The organism is Desulfosporosinus shakirovi, from assembly GCF_020595055.1.
GTDB lineage: Bacteria > Bacillota > Desulfitobacteriia > Desulfitobacteriales > Desulfitobacteriaceae > Desulfosporosinus > Desulfosporosinus shakirovi.
Genome location: NZ_JAJDOO010000012.1, coordinates 62,252 through 82,200, shown reverse-complemented (window position 1 = coordinate 82,200; position 19,949 = coordinate 62,252). Strand labels below are relative to the sequence as shown.

Annotated in this window: 15 protein-coding genes and 1 tRNA gene; 15 read left to right on the top strand and 1 reads right to left on the bottom strand. The window is 41.1% G+C overall.

The window, feature by feature from the left end:
• Positions 1-89 precede the first annotated feature (89 nt).
• From LJE72_RS12455 to LJE72_RS12445, 3 genes are all read left to right on the top strand, one after another.
• On the top strand, positions 90-1,055 hold the full coding sequence (locus tag LJE72_RS12455; protein ID WP_229247888.1) for a phosphodiester glycosidase family protein: 966 nt from the start codon (positions 90-92) through the stop codon (positions 1,053-1,055).
• Between the two features lie 39 nt (positions 1,056-1,094).
• Positions 1,095-2,351, top strand: coding sequence for a hypothetical protein (locus LJE72_RS12450; protein WP_229247886.1), 1,257 nt, complete (start codon positions 1,095-1,097; stop codon positions 2,349-2,351).
• A 185-nt stretch (positions 2,352-2,536) separates the two neighbouring features.
• A complete protein-coding gene (locus LJE72_RS12445; RefSeq protein ID WP_229247885.1) occupies positions 2,537-4,012 on the top strand; it encodes an IS1182 family transposase in 1,476 nt (491 codons plus the stop codon).
• A gap of 197 nt (positions 4,013-4,209) precedes the next feature.
• Here LJE72_RS12445 and LJE72_RS12440 read toward each other — a convergent pair whose 3' ends face one another.
• The gene (locus tag LJE72_RS12440) at positions 4,210-7,032 is read right to left on the bottom strand and encodes a UPF0182 family membrane protein (protein ID WP_229247973.1); all 2,823 of its coding nucleotides are present in this window, start codon (positions 7,030-7,032) and stop codon (positions 4,210-4,212) included.
• A 228-nt stretch (positions 7,033-7,260) separates the two neighbouring features.
• Here LJE72_RS12440 and trxB point away from each other — a divergent pair, with 228 nt between their 5' ends.
• The 12 genes from trxB to LJE72_RS12380 all read left to right on the top strand — a co-directional run bounded on the left by trxB (position 7,261) and on the right by LJE72_RS12380 (position 19,700).
• Positions 7,261-8,175 (top strand): thioredoxin-disulfide reductase, encoded by a 915-nt coding sequence (gene trxB, locus LJE72_RS12435; RefSeq protein WP_229247884.1) that lies wholly within the window; start codon positions 7,261-7,263, stop codon positions 8,173-8,175.
• Positions 8,176-8,333: 158 nt separating this feature from the next.
• Positions 8,334-9,167, top strand: a complete 834-nt coding sequence (locus LJE72_RS12430) for an electron transfer flavoprotein subunit beta/FixA family protein (RefSeq protein ID WP_229247883.1) — start codon at positions 8,334-8,336, stop codon at positions 9,165-9,167.
• Positions 9,167-10,498 (top strand): electron transfer flavoprotein subunit alpha/FixB family protein, encoded by a 1,332-nt coding sequence (locus LJE72_RS12425; RefSeq protein WP_229247882.1) that lies wholly within the window; start codon positions 9,167-9,169, stop codon positions 10,496-10,498. Before LJE72_RS12430 ends, LJE72_RS12425 begins: the two co-directional genes overlap by 1 nt.
• Before the next feature lie 12 nt (positions 10,499-10,510).
• On the top strand, positions 10,511-11,803 hold the full coding sequence (locus LJE72_RS12420) for an FAD-dependent oxidoreductase (protein ID WP_229247881.1): 1,293 nt from the start codon (positions 10,511-10,513) through the stop codon (positions 11,801-11,803).
• Entirely contained in the window at positions 11,800-12,081 is a 282-nt protein-coding gene (locus tag LJE72_RS12415; RefSeq protein ID WP_073029009.1) for a ferredoxin family protein, read from the top strand. Before LJE72_RS12420 ends, LJE72_RS12415 begins: the two co-directional genes overlap by 4 nt.
• 204 nt (positions 12,082-12,285) lie before the next feature.
• Complete coding sequence (gene larE / locus LJE72_RS12410) at positions 12,286-13,098, top strand: ATP-dependent sacrificial sulfur transferase LarE (RefSeq protein WP_229247880.1); 813 nt, start codon at positions 12,286-12,288, stop codon at positions 13,096-13,098.
• Positions 13,099-13,112: 14 nt separating this feature from the next.
• Entirely contained in the window at positions 13,113-13,874 is a 762-nt protein-coding gene (gene larB / locus LJE72_RS12405) for a nickel pincer cofactor biosynthesis protein LarB (protein WP_229247879.1), read from the top strand.
• Positions 13,875-13,889: 15 nt separating this feature from the next.
• A complete protein-coding gene (locus LJE72_RS12400) occupies positions 13,890-14,687 on the top strand; it encodes a LarC family nickel insertion protein (protein ID WP_229247878.1) in 798 nt (265 codons plus the stop codon).
• A gap of 13 nt (positions 14,688-14,700) precedes the next feature.
• The gene (locus LJE72_RS12395; protein WP_229247877.1) at positions 14,701-15,648 is read left to right on the top strand and encodes a rhomboid family intramembrane serine protease; all 948 of its coding nucleotides are present in this window, start codon (positions 14,701-14,703) and stop codon (positions 15,646-15,648) included.
• A gap of 346 nt (positions 15,649-15,994) precedes the next feature.
• The gene (locus tag LJE72_RS12390; RefSeq protein WP_396390984.1) at positions 15,995-17,992 is read left to right on the top strand and encodes a penicillin-binding transpeptidase domain-containing protein; all 1,998 of its coding nucleotides are present in this window, start codon (positions 15,995-15,997) and stop codon (positions 17,990-17,992) included.
• A 111-nt stretch (positions 17,993-18,103) separates the two neighbouring features.
• Complete coding sequence (gene pepV, locus LJE72_RS12385; protein ID WP_229247875.1) at positions 18,104-19,498, top strand: dipeptidase PepV; 1,395 nt, start codon at positions 18,104-18,106, stop codon at positions 19,496-19,498.
• Positions 19,499-19,624: 126 nt separating this feature from the next.
• Positions 19,625-19,700: transfer RNA gene (locus tag LJE72_RS12380), tRNA-Lys, on the top strand.
• The last annotated feature ends 249 nt before the right edge of the window (positions 19,701-19,949 follow it).

Below are 19,949 nucleotides of genomic sequence, written 5' to 3'. Positions count from 1 at the left end.
TATGGCTGGGGTATGAGTGTGGCTAGGTCTGTTACAGGCGATTAGTGAGTTTTTTACCAAATAATTCTATAAAAGGAGAAAGAGCTTAAATGAAAAAAAGGGGTAGAATTAGGATAAAAAAGATTTTTGGGTATCTGGTCTTTAATATTATTTTTGCTGCAATACTAGTTCCATTTATATTGTTTTGGGGTCCCTTCGAATCTCTCAAAATTGTAGCAGTAGGCGCAGTGGCAACGTCTCGACATCCACAGGTAGTAGAGGCATTTCTTTCTCAAGAAGAGATTAGCCGTATTATGAATTCTAATAACTATCAAGGATCTGGTAACGGGATTGATTTAGTAAGTACAGAAGTCATGAGTGATAAGACTTCGGGTATTACAATTGAAGATATCAAAGGTCAAAGCTTTAAAGGTAAAGTAATGTTAATTAAAGACCCGATGCGAGTAAAATTAGCGGTTACTAAAGAAATTGGTGTAACAGGAGAAAGAGTAACAGATTTTGTCAAGGATATGGGGGCCATTGCGGGGATTAATGCTGGAGGGTTTTATGACCCTAATGGTAAAGGAAATGGGGCTTTTCCGGACGGTTTAACAATGCATGACGGAAAGTTGATTCATAACAATGTGGGAGACAAAGCGGTTAACATTGTCGGATTTGATGAAAAAGGGAAACTTGTCCTCGGTAAAATGAATGCAAAGCAATTGGATGAGAAAAACATGCGTGAAGTGGTTACCTTCGAACCTAATTTAATTGTCGATGGTAAACTGTCAATTACGGGTGATGGTGGTTGGGGTATTGCTCCTCGGACAGGAATCGGGCAAATGGCTGACGGAACGGTGATATTTGTTGTTATTGACGGACGTCAACCTACTTGGAGTATTGGGGCAACCCTGCGTGACCTCATGAACGTCTTTGAAGATTATAATGCTGTCAATGCTGTCAACTTAGATGGAGGATCATCATCAGAGCTCGTCTATAATGGTAAGGTTATGAATAAACTTTGGAACATTTTTGGCGAACGATATATTCCTACTGCTTTTGTAGTTACTAACTAAGGAACTATTAAGCACTGTTATAAAAGGAGAAAATAACGCATGAAAAAGAAACTGCGCACGATATTTGCTTGGGTTTTAGTTTCACTCTTCCTACAATTTGGGGCTTATTCTTATTTAGAAAACAAAGTTGCTAAAGTTCTGGGCCCTGTTGCTGAAGCTGGTCCAATAACAGAGCGACTTGAGGCAACGATACCCGGTACTGATTTTGAAAATGTCCAAGTTTCTTATGCTAAGGATTATTTAGCTTATACGGAAAATGGCACACTCAAAATCTTTAACCTTAAAAAAGAAAAAATGGTTTTCGAAAAGAAAGCCCCTGCGAATGATAACACAATGGGCGTTCTCAACTATCAATGGCTTCCGGATCGTGATACCCTAGTCTATTTTTATGGTAAAAAAAATCCTAATCCGGTAACTTACGTAACTGTACCTGTTGACCCTGTTGTACCTCCTGCAACGACGCCTCCTAAGTCAACAGTACCACTTAATCCCGAAGATCCTAATCAAAAAACCGATAAGCAAGTGGAAGAAGAAGTCAAACAAAAAGTCCCTGTTCAGACTAAAACTGTACCGAAGTATGGTAATCCACAAATTACAGAACTGTACACACTTGAACTGCCGAATAGTGATGAAGATACTGTCCCAGATGACCGTTTTAATCAAACAATTAATGAATTTCCGGCTGGCGGGAAAATCGAGGAATTTGTCGTCTCAACTTCTACAAATCTTATATACCTCACAATTAAAAACGGATCGACAGAGAGACTCATGGAAATTGACGTCATGAAAAACGTACGTACATTAAATAAAACGGGAGAGACTATTGATAGCATGGCAGCCTCTGATCGATATGGCACACTTTTCATTACCAGCAAAGTGGGAGGGACCAAGCAAGTCATCTCTTTAGGAGTAGGGAATCGTCATACTATTTCTAAAAATGCTAATGACAGGGTCATAGGAGTTCTAGATGGCAAGGTGTATATTGGTGAAGTCGAAAATGATGTTTTAGTTAAAATAAAATCAACTGAGGATCGCTCCGAAATTAAGGATAATCCTACTTTCCAAACAGAATGGGACGGTTCAATTCCTTTTAATGACGTACGTACGCTTATCGGTTCCAAAGGGCAGATAGTTATATATAGTCAACAAACGGCCAATGTAATCACTGCCGGACAACTTGAAGAGATCTCATTGCTTGGGGAGGAAAATTATATCTCTGATGATGGTGCTGAGCTCATTCAACTGAAAAAATCAGGAACATCAACGATTGTTGAGTTAAAACCCCTTAAAGACTAGTCAAAAATATATTTAGATATCAATTAACTTAAGCTAAGTTTAGCAAGAAAAAAGAACACTTTAGAGGAGGCCACTGAAAAAGTAAATTAAGTATCAAATTAAGAAAAGAGCCGGATTACGAAGAAATGAGTAACACCGGTTCTTTTTTTGATATAATTGAAGCAATAACATAAGTGGGTGATTAGATGATAAAAAAGCAGATGAGCCTAGTCCTGAGCCCATATTCAGGCATATATGAGCTGATCATACCAAAAGATAATTTATTGCGACAGATGAATGAATTGGTGGACTTTACGTTTATCTATGACGAGTTAGCCAACGTCTATTGTCAAGATAATGGCAGAGGCGCGATAGATCCTGTACGGATGTTTAAATATCTACTGCTAAAAAGCATTTTTGATATATCAGATGTAGATGTAGTTGAACGATCAAAATATGACATGTCGTTTAAGTGCTTTTTGGATATGCCCCCAGAAGAAGGAGTTATTGATGCAAGCTCACTCACCAAATTCAGAAAGCTCCGGCTAAAAGATTCAAACCTTCTTGATCTATTGATCAATAAAACTGTGGAAATCGCTCTGGAGCAAGGAGTCATAAAAAGCAAATCCATCATTGTAGATTCCACCCATACAAAGGCGAGGTACAATCAAAAATCACCGAGGGAAAACCTAGTAGAACATTCAAAGAGGCTGCGCAAAGCGGTCTATGCCATAGATGAAACGATGAAAGAGCAATTTCCTCCAAAGGTTAATAATGGATTACTTGAAGACGAGCTGGAATATTGCCAAAAGCTAATAACGATCTTAGAAAATGAAGAAATCATTTCTGGCTATCCGGCTGTGAAAGAAAAAATAAATATGCTAAAAGAACTAGTTGACGATGACCTTGAGCAGTTGGCCTTATCGTCAAAGGATGCTGACGCTAAGGTTGGTCATAAGACAGCCGATACTTCATTTTTCGGATATAAAACACATATTGCAATGACTGAAGAGCGGATCATCACCGCAGCTGTAGTTACATCTGGAGAAAAACACGATGGCAAGCAACTCCAGGAGTTGGTGGAGAAAAGTGAAGAGGCAGGTATTGAAGTCAGGAATATAATAGGAGATAAAGCTTATTCAGAAAAAGATAATATTGGTTATACAAAGGAAAATAATATTTGCTTGGTCTCTAAACTAAGCAAAAGCGTAACACACCTTCAGGCAGGCCGCACAAATCCCAACGCTTTTGAATTTAATAAAGATGCAGAGATGTATGTCTGTCAGGCTGGGCACATGAGTTTCAAAAAAACAAGTAGCCGGCCCAAAAAACATGCAAAAGATGGTACGGGAACCGTTGAATCCTACTTTTTCGATGTAGAAAAGTGTAAAAGCTGCTCCTTTAAGGCTGGGTGCTACAAAGAAGGGTCAAAAACAAAATCTTATTCTGTGACCCTAAAGCACCATATGCATGAGGAGCAGGCTGCATTTCAAGAAAGTGAGTACTTCAAAGAAAAATCCAAGGAACGCTACAAGATAGAGGCTAAAAATAGCGAACTAAAGCATAGACATGGGTATGATGTTGCATCAGCCTCAGGTCTGTTTGGTATGCGTTTACAAGGGGCAACTACAATATTTGCGGTTAATCTGAAGAGGATAATAACCTTGATGAGAGAAAAATAAAAAATATTATCGGTAAAGTGTACTAACATAAGTCAAAAAAGAACCAGTAGATGAGCAATTTACCACCAAATTGTCTCAACTACTGGTTTGTTTTTATTGCTGAGGTTTACATACCTCTAGTGGTTGTAAAAACTAAATCTTTTTCAGTGGCCTCCTTTAGAGTGTTCTTTTTCTTGACATGAAGACTGATTTGGGTTTTAGCGAAAACTGTCATTAGGAGGTTTGATAGAGGAGGGAGTATCACTTAAGGTGGGAGTTTCGTCAGAGGGTATAGTTTCTCCAGAGGAAGTTGGCAATCCTTTAAGTTGAGTTTCAAGATTGTCGAGCAGCGCACGGATTTGATTCATTTGTTCAATGACAGACGTCATGTCCAGAGAGTTAAGATCAACTTCTGTTTCGTCTTGCTCAGAAAGGACTGGGAGTGTACTACTTTGTCCAAGTGTTGTAGGTTGAGGCGCCCCTTCACCAAAAAGTTCAATTAAGGCTTTTCCTAAAGTTTCTGTCATTACTAGCTGGTTTTGATAAGCGAGTACGACTCTTTTCATCTCAGGAATACTGCCCTCTTTATCTGATTGCAGATAAATAGGTTCAACATAGAGGAAGTTGCCGCCGATTGGAAGAGCCAAAAGATTTCCTCGAATTACGCTTGAACCTTTTTGATCCCACAGAGAAAGCTGTTCAGAAATCTTAGGGTCTTGATCTATTCGAGATTCAATTTGTAATGGACCATCAATTTCAATATTTTTAGGCAACTTATATAGTAATAATTCGCCATAATGCTCTCCATCCATTCGAGCAGCCATCCAGGCAACCATATTGTTACGTGTATTCGTGGCACTAGAAGCTGGGGTAAACGGAAGCATGAGCACGAACTCAGGTTTAGCTTCTCCGGGAATCTTCATGATCGTGTAGTAGGGATCTACACTTTGTGGGGTTGTTTCATCGAAAAGTTCTTTTGCAATATCCCAAGAATCTTCCTTATTATAAAAAACAGATGAATTAGTCATATGAAAGTTTTTAAGCATATTGCTTTGAACACTAAAAAGGGATTCTGGGTATCGCAGATGGTTTTTTATGTTAGGTGGCATACTGTCTAGGTCTTTAAAAACGCCTGGGAATATCTTCATATAGGTTTTCAGGATAGGATCGCTGGGATCAGCTGCATAAAAATCGACGGTGCCATCATAGGCATCGATAATTACTTTTACTGAGTTCCGAATATAGTTAAAATCTTGATTAGGATACATATTGGAATAGGGCAGGGAATCAGACGTTGTATAGGCATCAATAATCCATTTCAAACGGCCGGCATTAATAATCACATAAGGGTCCATGTCATAAGTTAAGAACGGAGCCAGCTTTTCAACCCGCTCACTTATATTGCGGTATACGAGCATTTTACTTGCTGAAGTTACTTCATTGGCAAGGTAGAAGCGCGGGGTTCCATGGCGAAGAGAAAGCATAAACTTATTGAGTGGAGTTAACGGGATCCCGGTTTTGCCATTATAAGAATTTTCTGCATTGGAGTTCCCCAGAGGATAATCAAATTCTTTGGCCGTGGTATTGGCAACGACCCATTCGTTAGTCAATTCACCATAATAGATCCTTGGCTCGGTCATCCTAAATTCAGGGAATTCACTTACAGGTGGGACATCTTTAATTGCATAAGAAGGAAGTCCTTCAGAAGTGACTGCATTGGCAAAGGAAGCAGATGCTCCGAAACCGTGGGTGTACTTAAAGCGCATGTTTACAAAAGTTTTTGCATTAGAAGTTAGATCAGGAGTAGAGATTTCTCGAGGGCCTATCATTACTTGGCGAGTCTCTCCATTAATTGTATAACGGTCGATATCAATGTCATTAAATTTATAATACAGTCGGATACCCTGTTTTTGATTATAAGTCTGTAACATGGGACGAGCGTCATTAAGTCGGATATTGTTAAGAGTTGCTAGTTCTGTTTTTAACGTTTCTGCTGTAACTGGTGTATTACCCGGATAATCAATTTCTTTAATATTGTCCAAGCTGTATCCAAAGCGAGTTAACTCTATCTCATGCTTAATATATGGTTGCTCCTTACTCAGCTCATTTGGAAGAACAATAAACGATTGGATAAGAGCGGGCAAGACACTGTAGATTAGGATGCCAAAGACAAAACTTCCTACAATTGGGACTGTTAATAGCCGGGAATCTCTATGAGTCAGTGAGATAAAAGCTAGAATGGATCCTAAAATACTTATAAAAATTAGAATTTTGAGGGCTGGAAGTGTGAAATTTAAATCTGCAAATCCGGCACCTACTACGTGTCCATGGGTAGAATAGAGCAACTTGAAAATATCTAAGTAATAACCGTAGGCTTTTAACGCAAAGAGGATTCCGATTAAAAATGCTAAGTGCTTCCGACAGCTGGGTCCCATTAAGACAGCACCACTTTGCCAAAGCTTTCTTGAGTGGAAACGAATGACTCCTGTAACGATATAAAAGATAATGGTAAACAAGGTGAGCAAAAAGAGGGGACCGAAAAATGCATCAAAGATTGTCCTTAAAAAGGGAAGTCTAAAAAAGTAAAAAGCTAAATCCTTACCAAAAATCGGATCGACCTGATTAAATTGCGTGGCATGGGTAAAAGCTAAGATATCTAACCATCCTGTAAACCCAGCTACGAAACTTATGCCAAAACTAACGATTGCCGAAATCACAAGCAACCATACAGTGACTTTGCGTTGACTCAGGTTGAAAACAGGACGGTTCATATCTTGTACTAAACGTAACCGGAGGCGTAAACGTTCATTAACAAAGGTCACAATGGCATGTCGAATAGATAGCAAGGTTCCGGCAATAAAGAGGAAGAGAATGGTTCCATTTACTGCCTGAAAGAGCACTTTGCTTAGAAATGGAGTCCAGAACAGTTGAGAATAACCAAGGTTAGTAAACCACAACCAATCTTCGTATAACCCACTTGAGGCGGTTAAGAATGAGACTAATACTATAAAGCCGATTAGGATTTTAATAAAACGTTTCAGAACAAATTCCTCCTTCGAAACTTCCGAGCTTTCTTAAAATATAACGGCAACAGTTGTGTAATACTAAACCCGTATTATTATATTCTTCCCAATTAATTAAAATCCCTTCATTAATATATTTCACTTGGGTTAAATTCTTTTTAATTCTGGATAAACTATGATATACTATCTACGTATTTAATACCCTTAAGGGGTATGTGAGTAAATAGTAAAGAGGAGTTGAAAGTCATGTATGACGTTATTATTGTGGGTGCTGGTCCTGCAGGTCTAACAGCTGGAATATATACCGCACGGGGAGGACTTAAAACAGCGGTAGTAGAATTAGCGATGCCTGGCGGTCAAGCTGCATCAACGGAAAATATCGAGAACTATCCTGGATTTCCGGACGGAATTAATGGATATGAACTTATGAATCTGTTTCATAAGCAAGCTTTGGCGTTTGGTGTTGACTTTATCTTTGAGGAAGTTCAAAAATTAGAGCTAAAGGAAGCAGTAAAGAAAATACATACAACCGGTCAAGTTCTTGAAGCGCGTTCTATTATTATCACTGCAGGTTCCAAGCCTAGGTTATTAGGTGTCCCTGGTGAAGACAATTTCCGAGGAAGCGGAGTTTCCTACTGTGCAACCTGTGATGGTGCCTTCTTTAAAGGAAAGAAGGTTGTGGTTGTTGGTGGAGGGGATGCTGCCATTGAAGAAGGGGCATACCTTACTAAATTTGCAGAAGAAGTGACGATTGTACACAGAAGAGTAGGTTTTCGTGCTTCTCAGATCGTCTTAAATCGCGCCAAAGATAATCCGAAAATACGTTTTGAACTAAATGCTGTTGTCGAGGAAATACTTGGTTCAAACCATGTTGAAGGGGTACGCGTCCGCAATGTACTCAGTAATGAAACACGAAATATCCCAGCGGATGGAGTGTTTATTTATGTTGGGACAGATCCAAATGCCCAATTTATTGATGAGGAAATTGAAACAGATGACCGTGGTTATATTCTGACTGATGCTCTTTTACAAACCAATATCCAAGGCGTATATGCTGCAGGAGACATTCGCAACACGCCGCTGCGTCAAGTAGCGACTGCAGTTGGAGATGGTGCTTTGGCTGGGGTTGAGGTTGAAAAGTATTTAGCAGATTCCGAGTAGGTATAAATAATACTAATTATGAGAATTCCTATTAAAATTATCAAGATACATGGTTTAAATCTTGAAATAAGGTTGCTTTTATACTAGTATATAAAAATAATAACTATTTCAGGCAGTTTTTTTTAATCTGGAGATTAAATACAAAGGAGGGATTTGTTGTGAACTTCGTGGTCTGCCTTAAGCAAGTTCCAGATACATCTGAAGTACGTATCGACCCAGTGACTAATACCCTCATGCGAGAGGGCGTGCCATCAATTATTAATCCCTATGATGCACATGGTTTGGAAGAAGCAATTCGCCTTAAAGAAAAAGTCGGAGGGAAGGTTACAATAGTATGTATGGGTCCTCCGCAAGCTAAAGAAGCATTGAAGAAAGCTATGTCTTATGGTGCTGATCGAGCAATCCTCCTAAGTGATCGTGCTTTTGGTGGTTCAGATTCCTTAGCTACAGCTTATATTCTTTCGATGGCCCTAAAAAAGTTGCATGAAACGGAACCTATCGATCTCGTATTCGCAGGAAAAGAAGCCATTGACGGAGATACCGCCCAAACGGGTCCGGGGATTGCTCAACGCCTGGGATTCCCTCAGTTGACATATGCCATAAAGGTTAGAGAGCTTACTGAAACTTCTATAACCGTCGAACGCAAGACAGAAAGCGGGCGTCAAGTTGTTCAAGCTCAGTTGCCTGCATTACTTACCGTAGAGAAAGAACTTAACGATTTGAGTTACGCGTCCCTTCCGAATATGATGAAAGCCGCCGCCTATGAACCTGAAACGTGGGATGCCAAGACCCTTCTGTTTGATGTCAAACAAATGGGCCTTAAAGGGTCACCTACCAGCGTTTCTAGAATTTTTGCACCACCTAGTCGCAGTGGCGGGGAAATAATAGATGCTTCAAAAGATCCAGCCTCGATAGCCGCAACTGTAGTACAAAAACTATTTCAGTCGAATGTTATCATGGTTAATCCCCTTGCGAAGGGAGGCAAGCGCTAATGACTGTCGCAGTTGACAAGACAAAATGTATTGGGTGCGGAGCTTGTGTCGTGGAATGCCCAGTGGAAGCTATGGACCTGATCGATGGGATAGCAGTGGTGGATCCGAAAAAATGCGAAGACCACGGTAAATGCGTCCTTGTATGCCCTACGAATGCACTTGCCATTCCCAATCAACCTTTAATGTCTAAAGAAGAGCTTGATCCAGAGGCTGGTTCTAAATTTAACTTAAAAGATCCTCTGCCCGAAGCGGTTAAAGACTATGCTCAAGATAATGATAAAAAGACAATTCCTGCTCAAGTTACGCCGGTTGCCGGTGGAGATGTATGGAGTGGGGTTTGGGTTATTATTGAATACACTAATGGGAAAGTAGCTCCTGTCTCTTGGGAATTACTGGGCGAAGGGAGAAAGCTAGCCGATGCTATAGGGTGCGGACTCAGCGGAGTGATCACGGGCAATGAGATCGACAGTGTTATTCCGGAAGCTTTTGCTTATGGGGCTGAGAAAGTCTATGTAGTTGATCACCCTATTCTTAACGATTACCGAACTGAACCTTATGCCGAAGCAATTACCAGTCTGGTTAAAAAATATCAACCAGAAATTATTTTAATGGGCGCAACTTCTATGGGAAGAGATGTTTTTCCAGCTATCGCTACTAAATTACAAACTGGATTAACTGCTGATTGTACGGTGCTTGGCATTGATCCAGAGACAAAGCTCTTACAACAAACCCGCCCTGCCTTTGGCGGAAATATTATGGCGACAATTCTTTGTCGCACTAGTCGTCCACAAATGTCAACGGTACGCCCAAGAGTTATGGCAATGCCAGAACGCATAGATGGTCGAGAAGGTGAATTGATTCGAGAGGAATTCACCTTAGACGAAAGTGATTTCCGCACTAAAATTATCGAGTTTATCAGGAGCGATGCTAAGAGCGCCTTCTTGGATAAGGCAGAAATAATTGTGGCGGTTGGCTTAGGTCTTGCGGCCAAGAAGAACTTGGCAATTGCTGAAGAATTAGCGGATGTCCTAGGAGGAACTATAGCTGGTACGCGCGGAGCAGTGGAAGCTGGTTGGCTGACTCACGATCAACAAGTGGGGCAATCCGGGGTAACGGTTCGGCCTAAAGTTTATATCGCTATCGGAATTTCAGGAGCCGTACAACATTTAGTGGGTATGGAAACATCTGACTGCATTATTGCGATTAACAATGACCCGGAAGCTTCAATATTAAAAGTTGCTAATTTCGGCATTGTTGGAGACCTTTTTCAAATAGTTCCTGCAATGACTGCAGAGTTTAAGAAACGCCTTCAGCATGGCGTGGCAAATTAAGGAGGGGCAAACATGGAAAACTTTGATGTAATCGTCATCGGCGGTGGTCCTGCTGGCCTGTCTGCCGCGCTCAGTGCTGCACGTGCCGGCATGAAAACTGTCGTCATCGAGCGTGGAGACTATCCAGGAACTAAGAACGTAATGGGAGGCATACTTTATACAAAAGCTACTGATATGGTTGTACCAGAGTTTTGGAAAGAAGCACCCTTAGAACGTCCAATCATTGAACAACGTATCGCCATGTTGAGTGGCGATGAGTCTATCATGGCAGGTTACCGAGATCCTGCTTGGGGTAAAGAGCCGTATAATGCACATTCAATTTTCCGAGTAAAGTTCGACCGTTGGCTTGCGGAGCAGGCTGAAAAAGCTGGTGTTATGATTATTACAGAAACTCTGGTGGAAAATCTGCTATATAAGGGAGATCAGGTCGTCGGAGTTCGTACAGGACGAGCTGAAGGAGATTTAGGAGCCAAGGTTGTAATCCTTGCTGAAGGGGTAAATAACTTCATAGCTGTTAAAGCAGGATTAGCTAAACCCCTAAGGCCAGAATCGGTTGCAGTTACCGTAAAAGAAGTCATCGCCTTACCTAAGGAAAAGATAGAAGATCGTTTCTGTCTTGAGAAAGGGCAAGGGGCGACCATTGAATTATATGGGGATTCCACTGCAGGGATGATGGGTGTAGGGTTTATCTATACCAATAAAGAATCCATTTCAATTGGCGTTGGTGCAATCCTTCAACCTTTAATTCGCAATAATTGGACCCCTAATGATCTTCTCGAGAATTTAAAATCAAAACCTTATGTAAAACGACTTCTTCAAGGCGGTGAAACTAAGGAATACTTGTCTCACTTAATACCTGAAGGCGGATATACTCAAGTTCCTAAACTGCATCGACAAGGGGTTCTTGTCGTCGGAGATACGGCAATGCTTATGAATTCGTTGAATAGAGAAGGATCAAATCTTGCCATGATTTCAGGTAAAATAGCAGGAGAAGTTGCTGCTCAGGCCATCAAGGCTGGCGATGTCAGTGACCATGCCATGACTGTTTACGAAACCCGCCTGCGAGATTCCTTTGTTCTTAAAGACCTTCACCATTATCGCCATATGGGCAAATTCTTTGAGGAAAATCCACATCTTTTAAAAGTATATCCCAAGTTATTATCTAAAGCTGCTAAGATGTATTTAACAGCAGATGGGACGCCTAAGAAACAACGTCAAAAGGAAATTATCAAGATGGCCTTCGAAAACCGTTCGAAAGGCGGTTTAATTAAAGATATTTATGGAGCATGGAGGGCGCTCTTATGAAATTAGATGACAAACTATATTTGGTTCGTTTTAACACTGATAAATTGAGTCACATTAAGATCGCTAACCCCAATGTATGCTTGCAGCAGTGTCAAGATAAACCTTGCACCCGTTTTTGCCCGGCTCATGTTTATGATTGGGACGAAGAAGAAAAACGTATTGCAGTTGGTTATGAAGGATGCCTTGAGTGTGGCACCTGCCTTATCGGGTGTCCCTTTGGGAATATTGATTGGAAGTATCCTAGAGGTGGATTCGGAGTTTCCTGGAAAAATGGGTAATCTAGAATAGCCGTAAGAGTTAAGTTTTTACGTAAGGTACTTATCTTATTGCAAGAACAAAAGATAAGTACTCTTACAAAGTAGTAAACTTTAATACTGAGCAGGGAGGGCTGACACCCATCTTTGCTCTTTTCTTTGTATAAGATCTTTGACAGGCATTTCTGCAATGGGTAGAATATAGACGAAGGAAGGGATCGATCCTCATTGGATATCAATCTGCAAGAAGCGGTCTGCGAGAAAGAAGTTCAACTTATTAAACGATTAAAATCCTTAAATAAGGTCCTGGTTGCCTTTTCGGGCGGAGTAGATTCAACCTATCTTTTAGCTGTCGCTCAAGAATCCTTAGGTCAAAATTGCCAAGCGGTTTTTGCCCGCGGGCTGATGATTTCGACTCAAGAAGAACAGGAGGCTCTCGCTTTAGTCCCAAAATATAATTTTCCGGTACAAGTGATTGACTTTGATGTTTTGGGTCTTCAGGAGTTCCGAAATAATCCGCCAAATCGTTGTTATTTTTGTAAGAAGAAACTCTTCGAGACATTTCTTGAATTGAGCAAAAGCAAGGATAATACTACAGTTATTGATGGAACAAATGCTTCAGATGCCCAAGATTATCGTCCGGGGCGGATAGCTCTTGAAGAGTTAGGCATTATTAGTCCGCTTTTGGAAGCAGGTCTCACTAAAGCTGAAATACGAATTTTATCAAAACTTCGCAATTTACCAACCTGGAACAAACCCTCGATGGCTTGTTTAGCCTCCAGAGTCCCTTATGGAGATGCAATTGATGCCGAATTACTGAAGCGTATTGCACGAGCTGAAGCCATACTTCAGCAAAAGGGACACTTAGAATGTCGGGTGCGAGTTCACGGAGAAATTGCCCGCATTGAGATTCCCATTAACAGTTTTCCGAAATGTATCCAGGAACATGCTGAAATCACAGCCCCTTTGTTAGAATTGGGTTTTCGATTTGTTACCTTAGACTTAATGGGGCTCCGTTCGGGAAGTCTCAATCCCATTTAACAGGAGGTTTATTAATGAATGAAGAGACTATAAGAGCCCTTCTAGAATCTGTTCATCAAGGTTCGTGTTCCCCAGATAAAGCGTTTCACCAATTAAAAGATCTTCCTTATGAAAACTTAGACTTTGCCCGCTTAGATCATCATCGTGCCCTCAGAACTGGGCAAGCAGAAGTGATTTTTTGTCAAGGGAAACAACCCGAACATATAATTTCGATACTTAAACACTTAGGCGAAAAAGACCAAAATGTTTTGGGTACCAGACTTGACCCCCAAAATGCAGAACTGATCTTAGCTCATTTTCCAGACGCTATCTATGATCGACTAGCTCGTTGTCTCCTCTTGCGCCCCTTATCTGAACCCACAATTCTTGGCAAAATACTAATCATGACTGCCGGAACTGCGGATTTGGCGGTAGCCCAAGAAGCTTGGCTGACAGCTCGTTATATGGGCCATGACGTTGATACACTTTTTGATGTCGGGGTGGCCGGGATACATCGACTTCTGGGACAGAGAGAACTTATGGATCGAGCTGAAGTGTTAATTGTTGTTGCAGGAATGGAGGGGGCATTAGCAAGCGTTGTTGGCGGGCTGGTAGAGCAACCAGTTATCGCAGTGCCAACCAGCGTAGGGTATGGTGCTCATTTTCAAGGCCTGGCAGCCTTACTCAGTATGTTAAACAGCTGTGCCTCAGGAATTGGAGTCGTGAATATTGACAACGGTTTTGGGGCAGCCTCTTTAGCCTCTGCAATAGTGCGCCGTATAACGAGACATCAGTAGGAGGGAGTATTGACTTTGAAAATTTTATACTGGGATACATTTGCTGGCATAAGCGGCGACATGGCTCTAGGGTCCTTGATTGCCTTAGGAGCTGATCCGGGAATTATTGTAAATCAGCTTCACTCGATGGGATTGACCGAATTTGTGCTTGATGTACGGGAACGACAAGTTCATGGGATTAAAGCTACAGACATTAATGTCGAAATTCCTGGACAAAACTTAGAGTATGACAATCACGAAGATCACGATCACCACGAACACGAACACGAACACGATCATAAACATAAACATGACTACGAGCATAACCATAACCGCCGTCTCCCGGATATTCGAAAAATGATTATTAGTGGGGATTTATCCGAACGAGCCAGAATGAATGCCCTTAAGGTCTTTAATGTTTTGGCCGAGGCAGAGGCTAATATTCATGGAACGACGATTGATGAGGTTCATTTTCATGAAGTGGGCGCAGTTGATTCCCTAGTTGATATTGTTGGAACGTGTATCGCCTTAGATCAGCTTGATATTGATTCCATCAAGGTTTCGACGCTGCCTTGGTCACATGGTTTTGTGAAATGTGCCCATGGAACTCTGCCTTTACCTGCACCCGCATCACTAATGCTGTTGAAGGGATTTAAATTCCGTGATTCAGGAATCACCGGCGAACTTATTACCCCGACGGGAGCTGCTCTTATTCGTGCTTTAGCCGAGCAATCAACTTTTCCGGAGATGGCTTTGCTCAATGTCGGGTATGGATCTGGAAAAAATGATTATGGCATACCGAGTTTGTTGCGAGCAGTATTAGGAGATATTTGAATAGAGGTGAGATATGTTCGAACAAATATTTAATACCCTTCGACAATCGGGATGGAAGCTCGTTACTTTAGAAGGGAACTGGATGTCTGCGACGCACGAGTCACTGAAACGCGGGCTTTTATTTGGAAATATAAACAATCTTCCCCAAGACTTTAGAACCTTGATACAAAGCTGCGGCAATCTTTCGCAATGGGATGTAATTGTTTTTTGCCCTAATGGAATTGATTCTTCTGATTTGAAGAATAACCATTTTCCGGGTGTACAGCTTTGGTATTGGGATACTCAACAAGGTAACCTGTTCCCCTTTCCTCCAACAAATGATCCATTGATACCTAAATGGTTAAAACAACTAGCCAACGGAAATGACGTGGGGATAAACAAGAGGGCAGAGAAAGAGTTCATTCCGTTTTTAACCTACATTTTTTTAGGGATAAACCTTATCGTCTTTATATTAATGACCCTAGCAGGAGGGTCTACAGAACAGCGAGTCCTTATTGCATTTGGAGCTAAGGTAAACACCCTGATTCAAGCAGGTGAAGTATGGCGTTTACTTACAAGCACTTTTATTCATATAGGTTACTTGCACCTCGTCTTTAACCTTTATGCATTATGGTCGTTAGGTCCATTCAGTGAGGAAAGGTTTGGACATGGACGTTTTTTTGTGATCTATATTATGAGTGGGCTTGGGGGATCAATTGCCAGCTTTTTCTTTTCCTCAGCCTTATCTGCGGGAGCTTCAGGTGCTATTTTTGGACTTTTAGGATCGCTCTTGTACTATAGCTTAAAACGGCCATTGCTTTGGAAGTCTGGCTTCGGTATGAATCTGGTTATTGTCATACTTATCAATTTTGGGTTTGGACTTACTCAGCCGGGTATTGATAATTTCGCTCATCTTGGAGGTCTGCTTATGGGTATAATAACCACTGTTCTCTTGTCCAATCAATCAAGATTTAATACTTAAAAAAAGGTCTAAGTTGTTCCGGATTTACATAAAATACCTCTATTTTGAAGTGTATTTTTGAGCCTTCAGGGGACAAAATAGAATCAAGAACTTGCGGTTTCTTAGCAAGGTGGCTTTTTACAGAGTCATCGTTAGTTAGGAAAGCGTAAGTTCTTTTTCGGAACTAAGCTTACCTAAGTACCTTCATCCCTTCTTACATATCCAGGATTTGAAGATAATCTTTCTAAAATAACTCTCTTCACATACAAGATATAAAAGCTTAAAATTAACGATTATTGAACTAGGAAGTACTCACTTAAATGTTATAATGTAAGAAGAGAGGAGGGACACTTTGAAAAAAGGCAGAATAAAAACCAACTATTTTTCACGCGATCGTTGGATACAATTAATATTGCTTGTGATAATTTTTCTTGTGTGTGGAAGGCTAGTCGTTCTTCAAGTTGTTCAGGCTTCAAACCTCAAGGCTAAAGGTATTGAGAGACGAACGATTGATCAAAGCCTTAGACCAGATAGAGGCGCAATCTTTGATTCCCAAGGCAACGTCTTAGCTCAAAGTATCCCTGTCAAAGAAGTCTATGCTGACCCTAGGATGTTGAGTGAACAGATTGAGAACAATCAATTTAAGCGAAGCAAAGAAGATGTAGCTAAAGAACTGGGAAGTATCTTAGAAATTGATCCGCAAGTTATACTTGATAAGCTCAATAAAGATCTGGCTTGGATAAGTCTGGCACATCAAGTGGATATTCAAAAAGCAGATGAAATTAATGCTTTGAAAATTCCAGGAGTAGGCTACAGTGAAGAAGAGAAACGTGTTTATCCTATGGGAATGTTTGCTGCCTCAGCACTGGGAATCGTGAAGCAAGACGGTCATGGTGTAGAAGGTGTTGAATACTATTATGATAAGGAGTTATTTGGTAAGCCAGGGTTCCAATCCGAAGAGCAAGACACAAAAGCACGTTCTATATTGGATGCGCTCAACCAAGGAGACCCCTCAAGGCCTGGAAACTCGATAACCTTAACCTTAGATGCCACAATTCAATATTATATTGAACAACAATTAGATCAGGCAATGGAAGCTACTAATGCTAATAGTGTCACGATTCTGGCTATGGATCCGATGACAGGACGTGTTTTGGGCATGGGATCCCGCCCCTCGTTTGATCCTACAGACTATAATAATGTTGCACCCGAAGTTCGGCGAAATTTAGCTATCAGTATGTCCTATGAACCAGGTTCGACTTTCAAAATTATTACTGGTGCTGCGGCACTTGAAGAAGGGAAAATTCAACCGGAGGATACGTTTGAAGATCCTGGATTCTTACGCATATCGCCCCTCTATATTACAAACTGGGATTCTGATCAAAAGCCTCATGGTTATCCTACTTTTACCGAAGGAATGCAGTTGTCTTCCAATGTCGTACTAGCCCAGGTCGGATTAAAGATGGGTAAAGAAATCTTTGATACATATCTGAAGGCTTTCGGTTTTGGGTCTAAGACAGGCATTGATATTTCTGGAGAAGAAAGTGGATTACTCCTTCCCGAAGAAAAAATTCGGGAAATTGATATTGCAACTATGTCCTTTGGCCAAGCCAATTCTGTTACTCCAATCCAATTATTAACGGCAATTTCCGCAATCGCCAATGGTGGAACACTTTATCGACCCTATATAGTAGATAAGATTTCAACCTTTGATGGTCAAATCGTTGAACAAAAACAACCCACTTCTGTGCGGCAGGTTGTTTCACAATCCACGGCAAACCAAATGACAAATATTCTTGAACAAGTGGTTTCTAATGGAACAGGAAATACAGCTAGTATTCCTGGTATAAGGGTTGCAGGAAAGACGGGAACTGCTCAAAAAGTAGACCCCAAAACAGGGGGGTATTCGACAACAGACTTCATTGCCTCATTTGCAGCTTACGCACCGGCAGAAGATCCTAAAATTGCAGTACTTGTAATAATCGATACCCCCAAAACCGAAGATGGACATCAGGGTGGGACATTAGCGGGACCGAGAGCTAAAGCGATAATAGAAGGTGCATTGCAATATTATGGACTTCCTGTATCCAATGATACGCAGAGCACAGTTGTCATTTCCCCTAGTGACACTGCCGTCAGACCATTGCCTCAACCGGTTATCCCTGAGCGCACACCCGTTGGGGGGGAAATAGTTATTCCGGATTTAACAGGCATGACTATGCGACAGGCCGGAGAAACGCTGGCAAAGTCAGAATTACACTTTAACTTCTCAGGCAGCGGCTTGGTGAATCAACAATCACCCCAAGCGGGGAAAATTGTAATCAGAGGTGCAACCGTAGAAGTTAAGTTTTCTCCATTAACATAACACCTTAATTCAGAATTAGAGTCGATTTGCTGTTTTATGCAACTTCATTTCTTAATTCGGGTATGCTAGGTTGGATCAGCAAATATAAAATTATGAAGGAATGATTAGAATATGCGTCTTGACCAACAGATTGACTTAATGAAAGCGGACATAATATCCGCAGTACAGGCCTGTATCCAAATTAAGAGCGTCAAAGATATTGAGCACGCTTCAGAGGGTGCACCCTTCGGCCCGGGGATTAAAGATGCTTTAGAATGGACTTTGGCACTTGGACAAATGTTTGGTTTTACAGTCAAAAATGTTGATGGTTATGCAGGACATATTGAGATGGGCACTGGTGAACTATTAGGTATTCTGGGGCACATTGATGTTGTTCCGGAAGGGGATGGATGGTCAGTGCCTCCATACAGTGCAACTATTGTTGATGGCAAGATTCTGGGCAGAGGAGCTTTGGATGATAAAGGGCCAACTTTGGCAGCGCTCTTTGCTATGAAAGCCATTAAAGATGCCAACATTCCCTTAAAGATGAGAGTTCGGCTAATTTTAGGCACTGATGAAGAATCTGGTTGGGAGGATATGGCTTATTATCTAAAAAAAGAAGAAACTCCTAAAATCGGATTTGCACCGGATGCTGAATTCCCTGTAATTCATGCTGAGAAAGGTATCCTCCATCTGGAATTAGCTAAATCACACGCAACCTCTTTTCCGCATCTAGTAAGCGTCCGCGGCGGAGAACGAGCTAACGTTGTTCCCGATCGCTGTGATGTTGCTTTAAAGGGGATCTCTTACGATGATCTGGCTAAGGTATTAAACGACTTCTCTTTCCCGGAAGGGGTTAGCGGTAGTTTGGTAAGCGAGAAATCGGAACAAGAGATCAAGCTTGTTTTTAAAGGAGTAGGTGCCCATGGAAGCCTCCCCCAAAATGGTAAAAATGCAGTTCTCTACGCCTTAAGATTCCTGGGAACGTTACCACTGAGCTCCGAGGAACAACAAGTTTTAGATTTCATTTTAACCAATCCCGGCACAGGCTTTTATGGAGAAGGGTTTGGAGTGGCTTTAAGGGATGAACCTTCAGGTAAACTTTCCCTCAACCTTGGTATTTTAGAATTGACATCAGAGGATACTCGCTTAGTAATTGATATCCGATATCCTGTTACGTATCAGCTTGACGATGTTTTTCAGCCGATCGAAAAGATTGCTTTAGAAAGGCAATTTCGAATTAAGATATTAAATCATCAAGAGGCACATCACGTCCCAAAAGAGAGCAATTTAGTTCAGTCTTTGTTGAAAGCCTATTCTGATGTAACCGGCCTCGAGCCCTTTGCTTTTGCAATTGGCGGAGGAACATATGCTAAAGCTCTGCCCCAAGGAGTTGCCTTTGGCCCAACTTTTCCAGGCGAGCCGGAAGTAATCCATTGTCCAGATGAATACATTCCTATCAACAATCTCCTTTTAACAACCAAAGTATATGCTCAAGCTATTCTTAACTTAGCAGCCGCCGTATAAAATCAATAACTAGAAATTAGCTGATTGCATGATGACATAAACATAATATCTATATATTAATAAGTCATAATCATAAAGTTATTGACAATTTAACATTCGGAAAGTATACTCTTAATTGTTGCATGTGCGCCACTAGCTCAGCTGGTAGAGCATCCGACTCTTAATCGGCAGGTCCCCAGTTCGAATCTGGGGTGGCGCACCAAAATTGTTATGGTTAGTAAGCATTTTGAGTTTTCAAGATGCTTTTTTTGTTATTTAGACAGTTTGAAGCCTTTCTTTCTATCCCCCCGCGATAAGTTGATTAAGGTCCGACAATGAGAGTTGAGTTAATACTTGTGAATACATTCATGAACTTTTGTTAAAACTATAACCATAAGAAATTTGTGTGAGAATAAGGAAAACCTACTTGTAGGAGTCTCTGAATTGATTAAGAAACTAGAAGGAAAAGGTG

Bases quoted from the DNA above. Each gene is read 5' to 3' on its own strand.
- LJE72_RS12425 (WP_229247882.1), top strand. From the start codon at position 9,167: ATGACTGTCGCAGTTGACAAGACAAAATGTATTGGGTGCGGAGCTTGT.
- LJE72_RS12450 (WP_229247886.1), top strand. From the start codon at position 1,095: ATGAAAAAGAAACTGCGCACGATATTTGCTTGGGTTTTAGTTTCACTC.
- LJE72_RS12445 (WP_229247885.1), top strand. From the start codon at position 2,537: ATGATAAAAAAGCAGATGAGCCTAGTCCTGAGCCCATATTCAGGCATA.
- larB (WP_229247879.1), top strand. From the start codon at position 13,113: ATGAATGAAGAGACTATAAGAGCCCTTCTAGAATCTGTTCATCAAGGT.
- LJE72_RS12455 (WP_229247888.1), top strand. From the start codon at position 90: ATGAAAAAAAGGGGTAGAATTAGGATAAAAAAGATTTTTGGGTATCTG.
- pepV (WP_229247875.1), top strand. From the start codon at position 18,104: ATGCGTCTTGACCAACAGATTGACTTAATGAAAGCGGACATAATATCC.
- trxB (WP_229247884.1), top strand. From the start codon at position 7,261: ATGTATGACGTTATTATTGTGGGTGCTGGTCCTGCAGGTCTAACAGCT.
- LJE72_RS12420 (WP_229247881.1), top strand. From the start codon at position 10,511: ATGGAAAACTTTGATGTAATCGTCATCGGCGGTGGTCCTGCTGGCCTG.
- LJE72_RS12415 (WP_073029009.1), top strand. From the start codon at position 11,800: ATGAAATTAGATGACAAACTATATTTGGTTCGTTTTAACACTGATAAA.
- LJE72_RS12395 (WP_229247877.1), top strand. From the start codon at position 14,701: ATGTTCGAACAAATATTTAATACCCTTCGACAATCGGGATGGAAGCTC.